Raw genomic sequence first — 21,765 nt, 5'->3', positions numbered from 1 at the left:
AGTATCAATTTGCCTAACTTGTTGCTTACTTTGCAAAAAAAAAGAGCTAATGATTCGTTGGATTGTTTTTTTAGTATTTGTTGTCATTCTGGAAATCTATGCTTTTCAGGCGTTTAAGACTTTGATAAAATCGAAGTGGTTTTTTATTTTCTATTATGTAACATCTGCAATCGCTTTATTTTATATTGTTTACCAACTGTATCATTTTGATAGAAGTGTAGGTCAAACCCCAAAAACTATGTTGACTTTTGGGTTGTTGTTACTACTATATGTTCCTAAATTATTATTGACTGTCATATTATTTGGAGAAGACATTATTCGCTTTTTTGCTGGATTATTTGGTGTGATAACGAAAAGTGGTTCTGAAGGATTTTTACCTGAAAGAAGACGTTTTGTGAGTCAAATCGCGTTAGGAATAGCTGCTATTCCGTTTGCTTCATTTTTATATGGAATTACCATTGGAAAATACAATTATAAAGTAATCAAACAAACCTTGTTTTTTCCTGATTTACCAGATGCTTTTGATGGAACTACGATTACTCATATTTCGGATGTTCACAGTGGAAGTTTTGATGATGCAGAGAAAATCCAATATGCGATTGATTTGATTAATGAGCAAAATTCGGATATGGTTTTGTTTACTGGAGATATCGTAAATACGCACGCTACCGAAATGGATCCTTGGATTGATACGTTCAAAGGAATTCATAATCCGAAATTTGGAAAGTTTTCTGTCTTAGGAAATCACGATTATGGCGAATATTTAGATTGGAAATCTCAAGCTGAAAAACAAGCTAATTTTGAAGGAATAAAAGCGATTCATGATAAAATTGATTTCAAATTGTTGTTGAATGAACATGTGAAAATCAAAAAAGACAATCAAGAATTAGCTATTGTAGGTGTTGAAAACTGGGGAAGAAAATTTGGTGAACGTGGTGATTTGAATTTAGCTTCGAAAGGACTAACGAAAGAAGATTTTAAAATTGTAATGAGTCACGATCCAAGTCATTGGGATGAGAAAATTCAGCACGATGATAATCATTATCATTTAACGCTTTCGGGTCATACTCATGGGTTTCAATTTGGGATAGAAATTCCGGGTTGGGTAAAATGGAGTCCGGTGCAATATGTTTACAAACAATGGGCTGGATTGTATGAAAATGCGGGAAGATATATTTATGTAAATAGGGGTTTTGGCTTCCATGCTTATCCTGGTAGAGTAGGAATTATGCCCGAAATAACTGTTATTGAACTAAAAAAAGGAGAAAATGTAGCGTAATTCAGTAAAAATGCTACATTTGTATATTATTTTCGTGTGAAAATTATTTTTTTGATACTAATAAATTCAATTTATGTCAAAATTTGGAGAACTTATCGATGCTCAAGTACCTGTACTAATCGATTTCTTTACAGAGTGGAATGAACCTTCAGTAGCTATGAATGAAGTAATTCGTCACGTTGCGGCTGCTTTAGGAGATAAAGCACGTGTAATTAAAATTGATGTGGATAAAAATCAGGAATTAGCTGAAGCGCTTCGTATTAAAGGTTTGCCTACTTTAATGATTTATAAAGAAGGTCAAATGGTATGGAGACAAAGCGGCGAACTTGATGCAAACACTTTAATTTCGTTAGTGCAAGAACAAGCCTAAGAAATTACATCAAAAACAAACCCCTTATCTTTTAAAATTTGTATTACTTTTGGTAATGCATATTTCAGATTTTTTTCTGCTTTCAGGCTATCGTGAAATACGATAATGCTTCCTTGTTCTGTATTTGAAATTACGTTTTCTAAACATTTTTCTGCAGAAATGGTTGAGTCAAAATCATAACTCAAAACATCCCACATAATTATTTTGTAACCAAATTGTCGAATTGCTTTTGATTGACTTGGTTTAATTTTTCCGTAAGGAGGACGAAATAAAAACGAGTTTTCAGCATTCAGTTTCAAGATTTCAGTTTCGCACAACTTGAAATTATCGATATAATGATTAGTTTCGGTTTTCCAACCGTTTAAATGATTAAAAGTGTGGTTTCCGGTTTGATGACCTTCAGACAAAATTCTTTTGTAAACTTCGGGATGTTTTCGGATATTATCACCAATACAAAAGAAAGTTGCTTTAACATCTTCCGTTTTTAAAATATCTAAAACCCATTCGGTTACTTCAGGAATTGGGCCATCATCAAAAGTTAAATAGATTTTTTTATCCGAATTAGGAATTTCCCAAACCAGATTATTGAAAATCTTTTTAATCCATTTATTTGTTTTTACCCAATTGAAGTTCATCTTGTAAAATTAGTATAAAAAAAATGTTCCAAACGAAATTTCTTTCATTTGGAACATTTTATATTTTGAAAATTAGTTATTCCATTTTTCTTCCAAAACGTTCAAACATTTTGTTGAAATTATTGAACTTCACTTTTTCTTTATTGTAGAATTCTAAATCTTCTGCTGATTCTGCAACTTGAAGTAAACTTCTGTAGTATTCAATATCACTTACAATATCCATAGCGCCAAAGTTTTGTTCACTTGGTTTCCAGCTGTTATAGAACGATAAATTTTCTTGGTATTTTTTAATGACTTCAGAAATAATAGCTCTAGCTTTTTCTTTTTTACCTACTTCGTAATAACCAATTGCAAAAGGCTCAAGCATTGAATAATACTCAAAATATTGAACAGGCATTTTTTCCATTGCCAAATCAATAACTTTTTCTGCTTTATCCATTTTACCTTCCATAATTAAAGCTTCCATTAAGCGAGCTAAATTCGTTCTGTAGCTAATGCTGTTTTTGCGTGTTTCTGGATCGTGATAGATAATTGATTTACCACTATTACCCCAATCCCATTTCATTACAATATTGTACATTTTATCAGCATCAATTTGTCCCATTTTCATTGGACTTGGTGATTCTGCAGGCGTTTTAATTGGAACTAATTTAAAGCACATTCCATCTAACTGCAAGTAGTCTTTCATCCAAAGATAATCGTCTTCACCAAAACTTCCACCAGTAAAATAGATAGGGCGTTTCCAGTTATTTTGATTTACGATGTCTAACATCATTAAACGATTTTTGTAAAGTGCTTCGTCTTTAATTTCAAATTCGATAGCAGGAACAATTGAATCATAGAATTTTTCTGAAACAGCTTTGTTTTTTATAACCGCTGCTTTGTCAATAGGGTAAATTACTTTTTTAGATGGGAAGTAGTTGATTTTACGACCATTATTTAATTCAATTTTAGCTCTTTCATCATCTAATGCAATAAATTTAAGCATTTCGTCTAACAATAGAGGCTCTTTAGTTCTTTCTACGAATAAACTATAATCTCTATTACTTCCTTTGTATTGTTCTCTATTAAAAGAACTAGGAATAGGCTCTGAATTGTGCGTTTTCATTTTCATTTGATCAATATACCAATCGGTCATGAATAAGCTTGTATTTACGATTCGAATATCGGTTCTATAGCCTTCAATTTCTTGCATGTACCATAATGGGAAAGTATCGTTATCACCAATGGTAAATAAAATGGCATTTGGCTCACAAGAATCTAAATATGCTTTCGCCATTGTTAACGCAGTGTCTTTGTTCGAACGATCATGGTCATCCCAGTTTTGAGCTGCTAAAACCACTGGAGAAGCTAATAATGAAGTTGCTAAAACTATTGGAATTGCTACTTTTGGTTGAATGTATTTTTTCAAAGTATCGAAAATGGCATAAATTCCATACCCAATCCACATGGCAAATACATAGAACGAACCTACTAACGCGTAATCTCTTTCTCTTGGTTCAAATGGTCTTTCGTTTAGGTATATTTTTAATGCTAATCCAGTAAATAAGAATAAAACTAGTAAAACGTAGAAACTCTTAATATCTCTTTTGGCATGAAAAACCATTCCAATAATTGCTAAAATAAAAGGCAAGAAGAAATAAGTGTTTCTTCCTTTGTTGTTTTGCATGTCTGATGGTAGGTTTTTTTGAGTCCCAATAAACATTTCGTCAATAAAACTAATTCCACTAAGCCAATTTCCGTTAGTGTTGTCATATTTTCCTTGAACATCACTTTGTCTTCCTACAAAATTCCAAAGTAGATAACGAACATACATATATCCAAATTGATATTGAATCATGAACTTCATGTTGTTGAAGAAAGTAGGTTTGTCTACAATTAAATATTCACCATATCCTTTTAAGAATTTATCATAATCGGCTTCGTCAATTTCTCCAGCAGCGTGTGCTTTTCTAAATTGGGTTACAATTTGAACCAATTCGTCTTCGTGAGCATATTCAGGATTAATTCTAAACTCTAATGGTTCAGTAAAAATCATGTAATTTTCTCTGTGTTCATTGCTCCACATTCTTGGTAACAATGCTTTATGAGCATCATCTGTGTTTTGTTTCGCGTTGATATAATCGTTAGTAATAACATATTTTTTTGTTTTGTAATCACGCTCATAGTTAGGTTTATCATCTAAATAAGGAGTTACAGGATCTAATCCAGAATAAGTGTCTGAAAATTGAGGTCCGTAAAATAATTTTTGTTCTCCATATTGCTCACGATTATAGTAAGCTAAAACCTCTGCCGCATCTGAAGGTTTGTTTTCGTTAATTGGAGTGTTGGCATTAGCTCTAATTGGTAACATCATCCAAGTTGAAAACCCAATCAAGATGAAAAGAGTAGACAAGATTAATGTATTATAAAAAACATGTCCTTTTTTCTTGGTATAATTTAATCCAAAATAAAAAGCAGCCACAATTAAAATAAAAGCAAAAATAGTTCCCGAGTTAAAAGGCATTCCGAGGCTATTTACCATGAAAATTTCCGTTTTACCAAAGAAAGCTAATGTGTAAGGAAGTAAAAGTTTAAAAATGAAAAGTAAAATAGCGATAATAACCACATTAGCGATTAAGAAACTTTTTACAGTTACATTGTGGTACTTTTTAAAGAAATATAGAAATCCAATTGCTGGAAAAGCTAATAAAGCCATAAAGTGAACACCAAATGAAAGTCCAATAACTAATGAAATAATAAGTAACCATTTGTTGCCTCTTGGTGTGTTAAGTTCTTGTTCCCAACGTAATCCTAACCAAAATAATAATGCAATTAGAAAAGTTGCCATTGCATAAACTTCGGCTTCTACTGCATTATACCAAAAACTATCGGTAAAAGTGAATGATAAACTTGCAACTGCAGCACTACCTAAAATCATGATAGCGTTGTTTGTAGAAATTTCTTTTTCACCAATAATTAATTTTTTTAACAATATTGTCAAAGACCAAAACATGAAAAGAACTGTAAAAGCACTCGAAAAAACAGAAAGGTAGTTTACCATCAAAGCTATTTTGTCTGGACTAAAGGCAAACATAGCAAAGAAAGCACCTAGCATTTGAAATAATGGTGCTCCTGGTGGGTGACCTACTTCTAAGTTTGCTGATGTTGCGATGTACTCACCACAATCCCAAAAACTCATAGTAGGTTCTACAGTTAATGAATAAGTAATTAATGCTACCATAAAAGTAGACCATCCTAAAATAGTGTTCCACTTTTTAAAGTTGAATGAATTCATATTGTATTTTGATTTTTCTATATTCTCCTACAAAGAAACTATTTTTTTGTTTACGATTTCGGTTTAATAATTTTTTTAATATTTTTTTTAGAAAAATTTGCAGAATAAAAAATATGCATTACATTTGCACTCGCAATCGAAAAGGTTGTTAGGTATTGGCCCATGGTGTAATGGTAACACTCCGGTTTTTGGTACCGTCATTCAAGGTTCGAGTCCTTGTGGGCCAACAGAACTCCACTTAGAAATAAGTGGAGTTTTTTTATTTTTGTAAGTCGCTAATTCATCATAAGTTAACATAAAAAAAAGACCACAATTGTGGTCTTTTTTTTATTGGTAAAAATCTCAAAAATTAGATTTTAAATGTAATAACTGGTCTTTTGGCATGGTTTACTAAATCTTCACTAATGCTTCCATTGAAGAAGTGAGATAAACCTTTTCTTCCGTGTGTGCTCATTCCGATAATATCTGCATCGATGCTTTTTGCAAAATGTAAGATTCCTTTTTCTACGTTTACATCATTGTAAATGTGAGTAGAATAGTTGTCAATTTTAAAGTTTGCAATAAACTCGTCCATTTGTTTTTGAGCTACTTTAGTAGACTTAAAGTTGTTTGGAGTATTGATGTTTGCTAAATAAAGGTGAGAACCAAATTTGTTAACAAATTCAACTACTTTTTCAAATGGTTTTTTTATTTCGTCTGAAAAATCAGAAGCAAATACAAATTTAGAAGCATTGAAGGTGTCTTCTTCGCGTTTAATAACTAATACAGGAACGTTTGAGTTTCTTACTACTTTTTCTGTGTTAGAACCAATAAACATTTCTTGGAAGCCATTAGCGCCATGAGATCCCATAACTATTAAATCAGCATTGTGAGCTTCTCCGTTTTTAATGATGCCTTCGAAAGCCATTTCAAATTGAATAATTCTTGAAATTTTAACTCCGTCTAAATAATCGGCGTCCATTAATTCGTCTAATTTAGCTACAGCTGCGTTTTTGAAAAACATTAGTTCTGGTATGTCGTGAGCTCTTGAAACAGCGTCATTTCCAGTTGTTGGTAATTCTAACATGTGTAGTAAAAAAATCTCACCGTCATTCTTTTTGGCGATTTGAGCAGCTACTTTTAATGCGTATTCGGCGTGTTTTGAAAAATCGGTTGGTACTAAAATTCGTTTCATAAGTTTGTTTTAGGTTATTTTAATGGTGTAAAATGAATTACACTATAAAAGTACAAAAAATATCCAAACTGACAATGTTTTTTTAATTCAAAAAAATTTGTATATTTGCAACGTTATTAAAGGACAAAGGATTATGAGGCACGCACAGCGTGCCTCTTTTTATAAAAATATGACATTTAAAAGTAAAGTTCAAGAGGTATTGGATGCAGCATTGACAGAACGTGAGCATCTTTTTTTGATTGATTTATCTATCAATGAAACTAATAAAATTAGTGTAATTTTAGATGGTGATTCAGGTGTAAATTTGCAAGATTGTATCGACATAAGTAGAGCAGTTGAGAACAATTTAGACAGAGAGGAGCAAGATTTTTCATTAGAAGTGGCTTCGGCAGGTGTTTCAAGTCCGTTAAAATTAGTAAGACAATACAAGAAAAATATTGGCAGAACTCTAAAAGTTAAAACTACTTCATCTGAAGAAATTGAAGCTAAATTAACAATGGCTGATGATGAAAAAATAACCTTAGAGTGGCAGGCACGCGAGCCTAAAAAGATTGGTAAAGGGAAAGAAACAGTAGATAAAAAACTAGAAATTCCTTACGAGAATATAAAAGAAGCAATTGTTATAATATCATTTTAAAATAAAGAGTTGACATGGAGAATATTGCATTAATCGAATCGTTTTCAGAATTTAAAGACGACAAACTCATCGATAGAGTTACACTAATGGCAATTTTAGAAGATGTGTTTAGAAATGCATTGAAAAAGAAATATGGTTCAGACGATAATTTCGACATTATCATTAATCCTGATAAAGGAGATATGGAGATTTGGAGAAATCGTGTAGTAGTTGAAGATGGTGAAGTAGAAGATGAAAATTCTGAGATTTCTTTGTCAGAAGCAAGAAGAATTGAGCCTGATTTTGAAGTAGGTGAAGACGTTTCTGAAGAAGTAAAATTAATTCAATTAGGAAGAAGAGCTATTTTGGCATTACGTCAAAACTTGATTTCTAAGATTCATGAACACGATAATACAAATCTTTACAAACAGTTTAAAGATTTAATTGGTGATATTTATACAGCGGAAGTGCATCATGTTCGTCCAAAAGCTGTAATTTTGATGGATGATGAAGGAAACGAAATTGTTTTACCAAAAGAAAAACAAATTCCAAATGATTATTTCAAAAAAGGAGATAATGTAAGAGGTGTGATTGAGAATGTTGAATTGAAAGGTAATAAACCACAAATCATCATGTCAAGAACTGCTCCGGAATTCCTTGAGAAATTATTCGAACAAGAAATTCCTGAAGTATTTGATGGTTTAATTACTATCAAAAAAGTAGTTCGTATTCCTGGTGAAAAAGCAAAAGTAGCGGTAGATTCTTATGATGATAGAATTGATCCTGTTGGAGCTTGTGTAGGTATGAAAGGTTCTCGTATTCATGGAATTGTTCGTGAATTAGGAAACGAAAATATCGACGTAATTAATTATACAGCTAACGCTCAGTTATATATTACAAGAGCCTTGAGTCCTGCGAAAGTTTCAACTGTTAAAATTAACGAAGAAGCTAAAACGGCTGAAGTATTCTTAAAAATTGAAGAAGTTTCTAAAGCTATTGGTAGAGGCGGAAATAACATTAAATTAGCTAGTTTACTAACAGGTTACGAAATTGATGTTATTAGAGAAGGTATCGCTCAGGAAGAAGATGACGTGGAATTAAGAGAGTTCTCTGATGAAATCGAAGCGTGGGTGATTGAAGAATTTGAAAAAATCGGTTTAGATACAGCTAGAAGCGTATTAAATCAAGATGTTGCTGACTTGGTAAGAAGAACTGATCTTGAAGAGGAAACTATTTTAGATGTAATGAATATATTAAAAGAAGAATTAGAAGGATAATTCTTTAACCAAACAACACAACAATACAAAGAATTTTAAAAAGGTTATATGTCTGAAGAAAGAGTAATAAGAATAAACAAAATTTTAAGGGAGTTAAATATTTCTCTTGATAGAGCTGTGGATTTTCTTAAAGAAAAGGGTCATGAAATTGAGTCAAGTCCAAATGCTAAAATATCACAAGAGGAATACAAAGTCTTATGCGGTCAATTTTCTGCTGACAAAGGGAATAAGGTTGCCTCTCTTGAAGTGAGTGAAGAAAAAAGAAAAGAGAAGGAGGCGCTAAAACGCGAACTGGAAAAAGAACAAGAAGCAAAGCGTTTGCAGGAAGAAGAGCGTCAAAGACAAGAGATTATCAAAGCTAAAGCAGTCTTAACTGCTCCAAAAGCAGTTGGTAAAATCGATTTAGATCCTAAAAAACAAGAAGTTAAGTCTGAAAAGCCAGTTTCTGAAGAAAAACCTGTTGTTAAAACAGAGCAAAAGCCTGTTGTTGCTGAAGAAAAACCTGTTGTGGAGAAAACTCCAGAATTGGTTACGCCTGAAGCTAAGGAAGAAGCGCCTGTTACTAAAAAAGTAGAAATGGTTAAACCAGCTAAAGAAGCAGAGGAAAAAACCGAACCAACTACTGACGAAGCAGGAGAAATAAAATTCGAAACACAATACCAAAAATTATCAGGAGCTACTTTTACAGGTCAAAAAATTGATTTATCTCAATTTGAAAAACCTAAAAAGAAAAAAGAAGATCCTAAAAAAGATATTAAAAAGCCAGGTACTCCTCAAGCACCAAATGCTGGTGGGGCAAATGCTGCTAATAATAACAATAAAAACAAACGTAAACGTATTATTAAACCAGGCGGACCTGGAGCTCCTGGAGCAAACAATAACGCGGGTGGACCTAAGAAAGAGTTTGTTAAAGGTGGAGCAGCTGGAGGTGGATTTAATAAAGGTAAAAAACCAATTATTCAAAAGGTAGAGCCTTCTGAAGAAGACGTTAAAAACCAAATTAAAGAAACTCTTGAAAGATTACAAGGAAAAGGTAATAAATCGAAATCAGCAAAATACCGTAGAGATAAAAGAGATTCTCACCGTCAACGTGTTGATGATGAATTACAAGCACAAGAAGAAGGAAGCAAAACATTAAAAGTAACAGAATTTGTTACTGTAGGTGAAATTGCATCTTTAATGGATGTGCCTATTACAAAAGTAATCGGAACATGTATGTCGCTTGGAATCATGGTTACGATGAACCAACGTTTAGATGCTGAAACATTGTCTATCGTTGCAGATGAGTTCGGTTTTGAAGTTGAATTCATTACAACTGATATTGAAGAAGCTGCAGAAGTAGTTCAAGATAATCCAGAAGATTTAGTACACAGAGCACCAATTGTTACCGTAATGGGTCACGTTGACCACGGTAAAACCTCTTTGTTAGATTATATTCGTAAGGCAAATGTTATTGCGGGTGAATCAGGAGGAATTACACAACATATTGGAGCTTACGGAGTAATTTTAGAAAATGGCGAAAAAATCACATTCTTAGATACACCAGGTCACGAGGCGTTTACCGCGATGCGTGCGCGTGGAGCTCAAGTTACCGATATCGCTATTATCGTAATTGCGGCGGATGATGATATCATGCCACAAACAAAAGAAGCAATCAGTCACGCGCAAGCTGCTGGTGTTCCAATGATCTTTGCTATTAATAAAGTAGATAAGCCAGCGGCTAATCCAGAAAAAATTAAAGAGCAGTTAGCGGGAATGAATTTATTAGTTGAAGATTGGGGTGGAAAATACCAATCTCACGATATTTCGGCTAAACAAGGAACAGGAGTTTCAGAATTATTAGAAAAAGTATTATTGGAAGCAGAAGTTTTAGAACTTACTGCAAATCCAAAAAAACCTGCGCTTGGAACAGTTGTTGAGGCTCAGTTAGATAAAGGAAAAGGATATGTTTCTACTATTTTAGTACAAGCAGGAACACTTCGTATTGGAGATTATGTGTTGGCTGGAAAAAATCATGGTAAAATTAGAGCCATGTTTGACGAAAGAGGACATCAAATCAAAGAAGCGGGACCATCAACTCCAGTATCAGTATTAGGTTTAGATGGTGCGCCAACAGCGGGTGATAAATTTAATGTTTACGAAGACGAAAGAGAAGCAAAACAAATTGCATCTAAACGTACTCAGTTACAACGTGAGCAATCGGTTCGTACGCAAAAACACATTACGCTTGCCGAAATTGGTCGTCGTATTGCATTAGGACAATTTAAAGAATTGAATATTATCCTTAAAGGAGACGTGGATGGTTCTGTTGAAGCGTTATCGGATTCATTCTCTAAATTATCTACCGAAGAAATTCAAATCAACATTATTCATAAAGGAGTTGGAGCAATTACTGAATCTGACGTATTGTTAGCTTCTGCTTCTGATGCTATTATTATCGGATTTAACGTTCGTCCTCAAGGAAACGCAAAACAATTAGCAGAAAAAGAAGAAATCGATATCCGTAACTATTCAATTATTTACGATGCAATTGATGACTTAAAAGATGCAATGGAAGGAATGTTGTCTCCAGAGATGAAAGAAGAAATTACAGGTACAGCAGAAATTAGAGAAATTTTCAAAGTTTCTAAAGTGGGAACAATTGCCGGATGTATGGTTACCGATGGTAAAGTATTCAGAAACTCTAAAATACGTTTAATTAGAGAAGGAGTTGTAATTTACACTGGTGAGTTAGCTACTTTAAAACGTTTTAAAGACGATGTTAAAGAAGTTTCTAAAGGATATGATTGTGGTATGCAGATTAAAAATTACAACGATATTCGTGAGTATGATTTAATTGAAGGATTCCATGAGGTAGAAGTGAAGAAAAAATTGAAATAATTCAATTATAAGCAATAAAAAAAGCCATTCATTTGAATGGCTTTTTTTGTTTTTATCTATTTTTAATTAGATGGTTTGATGATTAACGCAGTAGGGTATTTTTTCTTAATATCTACCATTGCGCGTTCTACTTCTATTCTTGTTTTGAAGTTTCCGATCCATACTTTATAGTTAGGGCTATTAAAGATAATTGTGCCATCTAAGTCTTTAAATTCCCTTTTAAACTCTTGTAATTTTTTTTTCGATTCTTCGCTGTTGCCATAAAAAATTTGAATTTTATAGGCTTCATTTAAAAATAAACCGGTATTTAGTTTTCTTTTTTCTTTTAACAATTGGTCAATTTTCGGGTCTACCGAAACATTTGTTTTTCCGTCCTGAGCCCTTGACGACAAACAGAAAAATGAAGATAGAATAAAGAAGTACAATAAGTTATGTTTTGATAAGTTTTTCATATACAAATGATTTTAATACAAAAATACAATTTAAGATGATATCTAGAAGGTTGAAAATTATTTAGAACAAATATAAATTACATTTTAAGACAAAATTAAGGTTTTAATAATAGTTCGAATATTGTATTTTTGTCGGAGTTTTGAAAAAATAACGTGTTGTTTTTAGATAAGGTATATCTAAAAGTATACCAAATTAAGTCGATAATCATTTTAAATATGAAAAAGGTGGGTAACCATAAATCGTTTTCAAAGATTTTCTTCAGTTTAGCATTCGTGCTAGTAACTTCTTTATCAGTATTCTCTCAGGATGCGGCTAAGGGTAAAGAGCTATTTAATACCAATTGTGCTGCTTGTCATAAATTAGACGCAAAAGCTACGGGTCCTGCACTTCGTGACGTTGCTGCTAAATACGACAAAGAATGGTTGTATAAGTGGATTAAGAATAGTGGAGAATTAATCAAGTCAGGAGATGCGCAAGCAGTAAAAGTGTTTGAAGAGAACAACAAAGTTCCAATGACTGCATTTCCACAATTGTCAAATGAAGATATTGACAATATTTTAGCTTATACTTCTGAGCCAGCTCCTGCTGCTCCTGCAGTTGTACCTGGTGCTCCTGTAGCGGGTGAGGTAACTGCTGATTCTGGTGTTTCTAATAATGTAATATTAGGAGTGCTTTCGTTAGTAATGATGATGTTAGTTGTTATGTTGTTCTTAGTGAACAATATGTTGACTAAAATCGCTGGTGCTAAAGGGTTAGAAGTGGCTCAAAAAGATCGTTCAATAATGAATATCTTTAAAGCTTATGCTAAAAATCAATTCTTAGTATTAGTTTCTGCAATCTTGTTATTGTTGGTTTCTGCTTACTTTGCATATGGATGGATGATGCAAATTGGTGTTGACCAAGGATATGAGCCAGTGCAGCCAATTCACTATTCGCACAGAATTCATGCTGGTGAAAACGGAATTGACTGTAAATACTGTCACTCTGCTGCAAGAGTTGGTAAGCATTCTAATATTCCTTCGTTGAATGTTTGTATGAACTGTCACAAAAACATTAGTGAAGTAGCTGAAACTACTGCAACTGAAGAGCATTCTAAAGCATTTTACGATGGTGAAATTGCTAAATTATACGATGCTGTTGGATGGGATAAGTCATTACAAAAATATACAGGAAAAACTAAACCAGTTAAATGGGTTAGAATTCATAATTTACCAGATCACGTTTATTTCAATCACTCTCAACACGTAACTGTTGCAGGAGTTGAGTGTCAAACTTGTCACGGTCCAGTTGAAGAAATGGAAATCATGAAACAACATGCTCCATTAACAATGGGATGGTGTATCAACTGTCACAGAGAAACAAATGTGAAAGTAGAAGATAATGCTTACTACAAAAAAATCCATGAAGAACTTTCTAAAAAATACGGAGTATCTCAGTTAACTGCGGCTCAAATGGGAGGTTTAGAATGTGGTAAATGTCACTATTAATAAAATAATTTAAGAAGCTAATATACTATACAATGGCATCAAACAAAAAATACTGGAAAAGTGTTGAAGAACTAAACGAAAATAGTTCTATTGTTGAGACGCTAAGAAACAACGAGTTTGTGGAACCAATTCCGGTTGACCAGTTTTTAGGAGATAAAGAATCTTTGTCTGCTTCGTCAACTACTCGTCGTGACTTTTTAAAATATGTTGGATTTAGCACGGCTGCAGCTTCATTAGCAGCTTGTGAAGGTCCTGTTGTAAAGTCAATTCCTTACGTAGTTCAACCAGAAGAAATTATTCCTGGTGTTGCTGATTATTATGCAACAACGATGGCTGATGGTTTTGATTTTGCTAATATTTTAATCAAAACTCGTGAGGGTCGTCCTATCAAAGTAGAGAATAATAATTTAGAAGGAGCAAAAACTGGAGCAAATGCAAGAGTTCATGCTTCTGTTCTTTCATTATATGATAGTTTACGTTTAAAACAACCTAAAATTGCTGGAAAAGATGCAACTTGGGCTGACGTAAACACTAAAGTTAAATCTAGTTTAGAAGATGCTAAAGCAAAAGGTGGAAATGTAGTAGTGTTAACAAACACCATGGCAAGTCCTTCAACAGATGCTTTAATTGCTTCTTTAGTTGCTAAATATCCAACAACTAAACATGTTGTTTATGATGCAGTTTCTGAATCAAACGCTTTAGATGCTTTTCAAGCAGTTTATGGTGTTAGAGCTTTAGCTAATTACGATTTTTCAAAAGCAGATGTTATCGTTTCTGTTGGTGCAGATTTCTTAGGAGATTGGCAAGGAGGAGGTTTTGATGCAGGATATGCTCAAGGTCGTATTCCTAAAAACGGAATGATGTCTAAACATATTCAAATTGAATCTAACATGTCTTTAGCAGGTGCTAATGCAGATGTTAGAATTCCAATGACAGTTGCGCAACAAAAACAAGCATTAGCTGATTTATATTACGCTGTTGTAAGTGGTGCTCAACCTAAAAATGCTCAAATTGCAAAAGCAGCTAAGCAACTTAAAGATGCTAAAAACAAAGGTGTTGTTGTAACTGGTTTAGATGATGTTAATGCGCAATTAGTAGTTTTGGCTATTAACAATGCATTACAGTCTGAGGCATTCAATACTTCTGATGCTATCCTTACAAGAAAAGGTGATGCAAAAGCAGTTGCTCAATTAGTAGCAGATATGAAAGCTGGTAAAGTTCATACTTTAATTATGAATGGTGTTAATCCAGCGTATACTCTAGCAAATTCAAAAGATTTCGTTGCAGCTTTAAAATCAGTTAAACTTTCAGTTTCTTTCTCTATGAAAGAAGATGAAACTTCAACTTTAACTACAATTGCTGCTGCGGCTCCACATTATTTAGAGTCTTGGGGAGATGTTGCTATTACTAGAGGTAATTACAGCATTATGCAACCAACGATTCGTCCTTTATTCAATACAAAACAGTTCCAAGAAGCTTTATTAACTTGGACAGACAATACAGTTGCTTATTACGATTTCTTAAAATCTTTCTCTGTTGCATCGTTGGCAGGAAAATCATGGAATCAAGCAGTGCATGATGGTTTTGTTGCTTCTGTAGCAAGTCCGTTAACTGCAGCTTCTGCTGATTATGCTACGGCAGCTTCAGCTTTAGCACAAGCAAAATCTTCTAGCTTCGATTTAGTTTTATATTCTAAAGTTGGAATGGGAGATGGGCAACAAGCAAACAACCCATGGTTACAAGAATTCCCAGATCCTATTACTAGAGTATCTTGGGATAACTACGTAACTATTTCAAAAGCAGATGCTGAAGCAGCTGGTGTTAAAAACTGGAATGTGGCTAACGGAGGTTTAAACGGAAGTTATGTTACAATTAAAGTAGGAAATGCTACTTTAGAGAATGTTCCAGCAATTATCCAACCAGGTCAAGCAAAAGGAACTTTAGGTTTAGCTTTTGGATATGGTAAAAAACTAGGATTAAAAGAAGAGATGCAAGTAGGTGTTAATGCTTATGCTTTATACGCTAACTTAAACTCAAATCAATCGGCTACTATTACTGTTGCTGACGGTGAGCATGAATTTGCTTGTGTTCAGTTACAAAAAACATTAATGGGTAGAGGTGATATTATCAAAGAAACTACATTAGAAGTTTTCAATACTAAAGACGCTAAAGTTTGGAATCCAATTCCAATGGTATCATTAGATCACAAGCCAACAGCTGCTACAGAAGTTGACTTATGGGATTCATTTGATAGAAGTGTTGGTCACCACTTTAATTTATCTATCGACTTAAATGCTTGTACAGGATGTGGAGCGTGTGTTATCGCATGTCACGCAGAAAACAACGTACCAGTTGTAGGTAAAGATGAAATTAGAAGAAGTAGAGATATGCATTGGTTACGTATCGATAGATATTATTCTTCTAAAGAAACATTTGCTGGTGATATTGAATTAAAAGAGTCTGCAAGTGGATTAATGAGTTCTATTGATACTTTCGCAAGTATGGAAGATCCTTCAGAAAATCCTCAAATTGCTTTCCAACCGGTAATGTGTCAGCACTGTAATCACGCTCCTTGTGAGACGGTTTGTCCTGTAGCTGCTACATCTCATGGTAGAGAAGGTCAAAACCACATGGCATACAACAGATGTGTTGGTACTCGTTACTGTGCTAACAACTGTCCATATAAAGTAAGACGTTTCAACTGGTTCTTATATAACAAAAATAGCGAGTTTGATTATCACATGAATGATGATTTAGGTCGTATGGTTATCAATCCAGATGTAAATGTACGTTCTCGTGGAGTTATGGAAAAATGTTCAATGTGTATCCAAATGACTCAAGCTGTTAAATTGAAAGCAAAACGTGAAGGTAGAGCTGTAGGTAAGGATGAATTCCAAACTGCTTGTTCTGCTGCTTGTTCAAGTGGAGCTATGAAATTTGGTGATATTAATGATTCAGCATCAGATGTTGCTAAATTAGTAGAATCAGACAGAATGTATCATTTATTAGAGCACATCGGAACAAAACCAAACGTGATGTACCACGTGAAAGTTAGAAACGATAAATAAGTATTAATTAATAGAAACAATATAAAGGATTATGTCGTCTCATTACGAAGCACCCATTAGAAAACCTTTAGTAGTAGGAAGTAAATCTTACCACGATGTAACGGTAGATGTGGCTAGACCTGTAGAAGGTAGAGCAAACAAACAATGGTGGACAGTATTTTCAATCGCATTAGCCGCTTTCCTATGGGGATTAGGTTGTATGATTTATACAGTAACCACTGGTATTGGAACATGGGGATTAAATAAAACAGTAGGTTGGGCTTGGGATATCACCAATTTCGTTTGGTGGGTAGGTATCGGTCACGCCGGAACTCTTATCTCTGCAGTATTATTATTATTCCGTCAAAAATGGAGAATGGCAATTAACCGTTCTGCAGAAGCAATGACGATTTTCTCGGTAATGCAAGCAGGTTTATTCCCAATTATCCACATGGGTCGTCCATGGTTAGGTTACTGGGTATTACCAATTCCAAATCAATTCGGATCATTATGGGTTAACTTTAACTCTCCATTATTATGGGACGTATTCGCAATTTCTACATATTTATCAGTATCATTAGTTTTCTGGTGGACTGGTTTATTACCTGATTTTGCTATGCTACGTGATAGAGCTGTAACTCCTTTTACTAAAAGAGTATATTCTATTCTTTCTTTTGGATGGTCTGGAAGAGCTAAAGACTGGCAACGTTTTGAAGAGGTTTCTCTTGTATTAGCTGGTTTAGCAACACCTCTTGTACTTTCTGTACACACTATTGTATCCTTTGACTTTGCTACTTCTGTAATCCCAGGATGGCATACAACAATCTTACCTCCATACTTCGTTGCTGGAGCTATTTTCTCAGGATTCGCAATGGTAAATACTCTTCTTATTATTATGAGAAAAGTATCTAACTTAGAAGATTATATCACAGTACAACATATCGAATTAATGAACATCGTAATCATGATTACAGGTTCTATCGTAGGTTGTGCTTATATTACGGAGTTATTCGTAGCTTGGTATTCTGGAGTAGAGTACGAACAATATGCATTCTTAAACAGAGCAACTGGCCCTTACTGGTGGTCATACTGGTTAATGATGACTTGTAACGTAATTTCTCCGCAAGTTATGTGGTCTAAGAAAATTAGAACCAACATTATGGCGTCATTCATTATCTCTATCGTAGTAAACGTAGGTATGTGGTTTGAGCGTTTCGTAATTATCGTAACTTCATTACACAGAGATTATTTACCATCTTCATGGACAATGTTCCAACCAACTTTTGTTGATGCTGGTATTTATATTGGAACTATTGGATTCTTCTTTGTATTATTCTTATTATATTCTAGAAGTTTCCCTGTAATTGCTCAGGCAGAGGTTAAAACAATCTTAAAAGGTTCTGGAGATAATTACAAGAGAGAAAGAGAACAACACGGTCATAATCATTCAGATAATCATTAATATCATGAGTAATAAAGTAATACACGCTATATATAATGATGATGATGTTTTAATGGATGCTGTAAAACAAACTAGAGCAGCTCATCATCATATCGAAGAAGTTTATACGCCTTTTCCAGTTCACGGATTGGATAAAGCAATGGGATTAGCTCCAACAAGAATTGCTATTTGTGCTTTTATTTATGGAATTATTGGTTTGTCTGTTGCTACAACATTGATGAATTTTATTATGATTCAAGATTGGCCGCAAGATATTGGAGGTAAACCAAGTTTTAGTTATATTGATAACATGCCAGCTTTCGTTCCTATTATGTTCGAATTAACGGTTTTCTTTGCAGCTCACTTAATGGTTATTACCTTTTATATGAGAAGTAAATTATGGCCTTTTAAACAAGCTGAAAACCCAGATGTGAGAACTACAGATGACCATTTTTTAATGGAAGTTGGTATTCACGGTAACGAAGAAGAATTAATTTCTTTCTTTACAAACACTGGTGCAGTTGAAGTTAAAGTTGTAGAAAAGCATTAATAGATAGTTATGAAAAGTTTATATAAAATAGTAGCAGTAGTAGGTTTGTCTTTTATGGCAACTTCATGTTTCGATAAAGCAAAACCAAACTATCAGTTTTTCCCTAATATGTACGAAGCGGTTTCTTATGAGACTTATTCTGAGCATAATGTTTTTAAAGGAGGAGTGGAAGCTCAAGTGCCTGCAAAGGGATCAATTAAAAGAGGATTTGTTCCTTACGAAATTCCAAATACACCAGAAGGATATGCTTTAGCTAAAGCAACTTTAAAATCTCCATTAGATTCTACAGCAATCAATCCTGATAAAGCTAAAGAATTATACACTGTTTATTGTGCAATTTGCCACGGTGATAAAGGTGATGGAAAAGGAAATTTAGTGGTTAAAGAAAAATTCCTTGGAGTACCAAGTTATAAAGATAGAGAAATTACAGACGGAAGTATTTTTCACGTAGTTACTTATGGATTAAACTCTATGGGTTCTCATGCTAACCAATTGTCTCAAGAAGAGCGTTGGGTAGTCGCAGACTACGTTTTAAAATTAAAAGCTGGATTATAATAGTAAAACTTTTTGAAAATAATAGATATGTACACGTTTTCAAGTAAATTAAAAACTTTTTCATTCGTCCTAATGATTTTAGGTGCAATTGGTATTGGAATTGGTTTCATGGCAGCTCCTAAAACAATTGAGGATGTAGAAAAATTATTAGCAGATAGTCATCATGGTCATGAAGCTGCTCATGTAGAGAAAGTTGCTCCACATGTTGCAGATACTCATGTTGTAGCTGATACTGTAAAAGTTGCTGAGGCTCATGCTGCAGATTCAACACATGTCGAAGCTCATACTACTTCAGTTGATTCTACTGCACATGCAGAAGATACTACTGCTGTTGTAGCTGTTGCTGAAGCTCCTGCTCATGCAGACAATCACGATGCTCATGCTAAAGCTGACGCTCATTCTCACGATGATCATAAAGAACATTTAGAACATGTTTTACACCAATTACAAAACAAGCCTTGGGCTGCCTTGTATGTTGCTTGTATCTTCTTTATGTTAATCTCGGTTGGGGTTTTAGCTTTCTACGCTATCCAATATGCAGCTCAAGCAGGTTGGTCTCCAATCTTATTTAGAGTTATGGAAGGTATTACTGCGTATTTATTACCAGGTTCTATTATTTTCTTTGTATTGTTAGTTGCGGCAGGTATGCATTTCAATCATTTGTTTGTATGGATGGATCCTGAAGTTGTTAACCCAGAATCAGTTAAATTTGACAAACTTATTTTCCTTAAAAAAGGTTGGTTAAGTGTTGGAAGATTTTTAGCAACTGCGGCAATTATTTTAGTTGTATGGAATTTTGTTCGTTTCAAATTCAGACAAAATTCATTAGCACAAGATAGCGCTGAAGATAATGCACCTTACAAGAAAAACTTCAAGTTAGCAGCATTTTTCCTAGTATTCTTTATCGTTTCTGAGTCAATTATGTCTTGGGACTGGATTATGTCTGTTGATCCACACTGGTACAGTACTTTATTTGGATGGTATGTATTTGCTAGTTTCTTCGTAAGTGGAATTACTGTAATTGCAATGATTACTTTATACTTAAAATCTAAAGGATATTTAGAGCATGTTAATACAAGTCATATTCACGATTTAGCTAAATTTATGTTTGGTATCAGTATTTTCTGGACATACTTATGGTTCTCTCAATTTATGTTGATTTGGTATTCAAATATCCCAGAAGAGGTTACTTACTTCGTAACTCGTATCGAACACTACAAATTACCTTTCTTCGGAATGTTAGCTTTAAACTTCATTTTCCCATTGTTAATCTTAATCAACACAGATTTCAAACGTTTAACTTGGATTGTAGTTATGGCAGGTATCGTAATATTATTTGGACATTATATTGATTTCTTCAATATGATTATGCCTGCAACAGTTGGTGATCAATGGTTTATTGGTATTCCTGAAATTGGAGCTTTAATGTTCTTCTTAGGTTTATTTATCTTCGTTGTATTTACAGCTTTAACTAAGGCTCCATTAGTTCCAAAAGGAAATCCTTTCATTGAGGAAAGTAAACATTTTCATTATTAATAGTTAAAAAGAAATAAAAATGACAAGTTTCTTGGTATTTATAATTTTAGTTCTAGTCGGTATTGCAGTTTGGCAATTAACTAAAATTTTTGATTTAACCCAAATTGGCGGTTCTTCAGACAATGACGAAATTGCTAATGACAAAGATAATAGTGTTAATGGTTACTTAATGTTTGCCTTTGTTGGTTTCATTTATGTATTCACTATTTATTCATTATATGCTTGGGGTGATTTAGTATTAGGTACTCCTGCTTCTGAGCATGGTAAAGACGTAGATAATTTAATGGCTATTTCTATGGCTTTGATTTTCTTCGTTCAAACTATTACTCAGTTCTTATTACACTACTTTGCTTTTAAATATAGAGGTAAAGAAGGTCAAAAAGCATTATACTTTGCAGACAATAATAAGTTAGAAGCTATTTGGACAATTATTCCAGTTATCGTTTTAGCAGGTTTAATTATGTATGGTTTATATACTTGGAACGACATTATGTTTGTTGATAAAGAAGACGAACAAGATGCTATTGTTATCGAATTATATGCTAAACAATTTGGTTGGGAAGCACGTTATGCTGGTGATGATAAAACGTTAGGAAAAGCAAACGTAAGATTAATTGAAGGTATTAATACTTTAGGTGTTGATTTAGCTGACCCAGCAGCTCAAGATGATAAAGTGGTTACTGAATTACATATCCCTAAAGGAAAAAGAGTGATTTTCAAAATGCGTTCACAAGACGTTTTACACTCTGCTTATATGCCTCACTTTAGAGCACAAATGAACTGTGTTCCTGGTATGATTACACAATTTTCTTTTATCCCAACAGTTACAACTGCTGATATGAGAAATGATGAAGCAATTATTGCTAAAGTTGATAAAATCAACAAAATCAGAACTAAAAACAGTAAGAAAATTGTTGCTGAAGGTGGTGTAGCTTTAGACCCTTATACATTTGATTATTTATTATTATGTAATAAAATTTGTGGTGCATCTCACTACAATATGCAAATGAAAATTGTAGTTGATACACCTGCTGATTTCAAAGCATGGTTAGCAGAAAAACCTACATTAGCACAACAATGGAAAGAAGCTAATGCTCCTGCTCCTGCAGTAGCACCAGCTGTAGCTACTCCAGCAGTAGCTGTTGATTCAACTAAAGTTGTAGCTCAAGTTATTAAATAAGTTATTTT

At 33.7% G+C, this 21,765-nt stretch carries 16 protein-coding genes and 1 tRNA gene; 13 read left to right on the top strand and 4 right to left on the bottom strand.

Translation table 11 applies throughout. The features are described from left to right. The first annotated feature begins 49 nt into the window (after positions 1–49). Both C8D80_RS06145 and C8D80_RS06140 read left to right on the top strand, forming a co-directional pair. Positions 50–1,279 carry a metallophosphoesterase gene (locus C8D80_RS06145; protein WP_133608452.1) on the top strand — a complete coding sequence of 410 codons (1,230 nt, stop codon included), beginning with the start codon at positions 50–52 and terminating at the stop codon, positions 1,277–1,279. Between the two features lie 73 nt (positions 1,280–1,352). Beyond that, positions 1,353–1,649: a thioredoxin family protein gene (locus tag C8D80_RS06140; protein ID WP_026724375.1), complete on the top strand. Its 297-nt coding sequence runs from the start codon at positions 1,353–1,355 to the stop codon at positions 1,647–1,649. Here the strand turns inward: C8D80_RS06140 and C8D80_RS06135 are convergent. Beyond that, positions 1,646–2,284 carry a polysaccharide deacetylase family protein gene (locus tag C8D80_RS06135; protein WP_133608450.1) on the bottom strand — a complete coding sequence of 213 codons (639 nt, stop codon included), beginning with the start codon at positions 2,282–2,284 and terminating at the stop codon, positions 1,646–1,648. The genes C8D80_RS06140 and C8D80_RS06135 overlap by 4 nt on opposite strands. A 76-nt stretch (positions 2,285–2,360) precedes the next feature. Further along, positions 2,361–5,561: a glycosyltransferase family 117 protein gene (locus C8D80_RS06130; protein ID WP_133608448.1), complete on the bottom strand. Its 3,201-nt coding sequence runs from the start codon at positions 5,559–5,561 to the stop codon at positions 2,361–2,363. A gap of 156 nt (positions 5,562–5,717) precedes the next feature. Here C8D80_RS06130 and C8D80_RS06125 point away from each other — a divergent pair. After that, positions 5,718–5,788, top strand: a tRNA-Gln gene (locus tag C8D80_RS06125). Between the two features lie 122 nt (positions 5,789–5,910). Here the strand turns inward: C8D80_RS06125 and C8D80_RS06120 are convergent. Beyond that, positions 5,911–6,735: a universal stress protein gene (locus C8D80_RS06120; protein ID WP_133608446.1), complete on the bottom strand. Its 825-nt coding sequence runs from the start codon at positions 6,733–6,735 to the stop codon at positions 5,911–5,913. Positions 6,736–6,904: 169 nt separating this feature from the next. On the opposite strand from C8D80_RS06120, the gene rimP reads away from it, so the two are divergent. The 3 genes from rimP to infB are packed head-to-tail and all read left to right on the top strand — an operon-like array spanning position 6,905 to position 11,508. Then, positions 6,905–7,372 (top strand): ribosome assembly cofactor RimP, encoded by a 468-nt coding sequence (rimP, locus tag C8D80_RS06115; RefSeq protein ID WP_133609438.1) that lies wholly within the window; start codon positions 6,905–6,907, stop codon positions 7,370–7,372. Positions 7,373–7,386: 14 nt separating this feature from the next. Beyond that, a complete protein-coding gene (nusA, locus tag C8D80_RS06110) occupies positions 7,387–8,628 on the top strand; it encodes a transcription termination factor NusA (protein WP_133608444.1) in 1,242 nt (413 codons plus the stop codon). A 48-nt stretch (positions 8,629–8,676) separates the two neighbouring features. Beyond that, positions 8,677–11,508 carry a translation initiation factor IF-2 gene (infB, locus tag C8D80_RS06105; RefSeq protein ID WP_133608442.1) on the top strand — a complete coding sequence of 944 codons (2,832 nt, stop codon included), beginning with the start codon at positions 8,677–8,679 and terminating at the stop codon, positions 11,506–11,508. 62 nt (positions 11,509–11,570) lie between these two features. Here infB and C8D80_RS06100 read toward each other — a convergent pair whose 3' ends face one another. Further along, positions 11,571–11,960, bottom strand: a complete 390-nt coding sequence (locus tag C8D80_RS06100) for an SPOR domain-containing protein (protein WP_133608440.1) — start codon at positions 11,958–11,960, stop codon at positions 11,571–11,573. A 216-nt stretch (positions 11,961–12,176) separates the two neighbouring features. Here C8D80_RS06100 and C8D80_RS06095 point away from each other — a divergent pair, with 216 nt between their 5' ends. Genes C8D80_RS06095 through C8D80_RS06065 form a run of 7 tightly spaced genes read left to right on the top strand, consistent with a single transcriptional unit; the run spans position 12,177 to position 21,757 of the window. Then, entirely contained in the window at positions 12,177–13,448 is a 1,272-nt protein-coding gene (locus tag C8D80_RS06095; protein ID WP_133608438.1) for a c-type cytochrome, read from the top strand. 32 nt (positions 13,449–13,480) lie between these two features. Beyond that, the gene (locus C8D80_RS06090) at positions 13,481–16,516 is read left to right on the top strand and encodes a TAT-variant-translocated molybdopterin oxidoreductase (RefSeq protein WP_133608436.1); all 3,036 of its coding nucleotides are present in this window, start codon (positions 13,481–13,483) and stop codon (positions 16,514–16,516) included. 31 nt (positions 16,517–16,547) lie between these two features. Further along, the gene (gene nrfD / locus C8D80_RS06085) at positions 16,548–17,957 is read left to right on the top strand and encodes an NrfD/PsrC family molybdoenzyme membrane anchor subunit (RefSeq protein ID WP_133608433.1); all 1,410 of its coding nucleotides are present in this window, start codon (positions 16,548–16,550) and stop codon (positions 17,955–17,957) included. A 4-nt stretch (positions 17,958–17,961) separates the two neighbouring features. After that, on the top strand, positions 17,962–18,486 hold the full coding sequence (locus C8D80_RS06080; RefSeq protein WP_133608431.1) for a DUF3341 domain-containing protein: 525 nt from the start codon (positions 17,962–17,964) through the stop codon (positions 18,484–18,486). A 9-nt stretch (positions 18,487–18,495) separates the two neighbouring features. Continuing rightward, positions 18,496–19,041, top strand: coding sequence for a c-type cytochrome (locus C8D80_RS06075; RefSeq protein WP_133608429.1), 546 nt, complete (start codon positions 18,496–18,498; stop codon positions 19,039–19,041). Positions 19,042–19,068: 27 nt separating this feature from the next. Then, a complete protein-coding gene (locus C8D80_RS06070; protein ID WP_133608427.1) occupies positions 19,069–20,577 on the top strand; it encodes a quinol:cytochrome C oxidoreductase in 1,509 nt (502 codons plus the stop codon). Between the two features lie 19 nt (positions 20,578–20,596). Then, the gene (locus C8D80_RS06065; protein ID WP_133608425.1) at positions 20,597–21,757 is read left to right on the top strand and encodes a cytochrome c oxidase subunit II; all 1,161 of its coding nucleotides are present in this window, start codon (positions 20,597–20,599) and stop codon (positions 21,755–21,757) included. The last annotated feature ends 8 nt before the right edge of the window (positions 21,758–21,765 follow it).

This window comes from Flavobacterium cheniae, assembly GCF_004363695.1.
GTDB classification, from domain to species: domain Bacteria; phylum Bacteroidota; class Bacteroidia; order Flavobacteriales; family Flavobacteriaceae; genus Flavobacterium; species Flavobacterium cheniae.
Note: the sequence above shows the minus strand (reverse complement) of the source record. Positions and strands in the feature narration are given on the sequence as shown.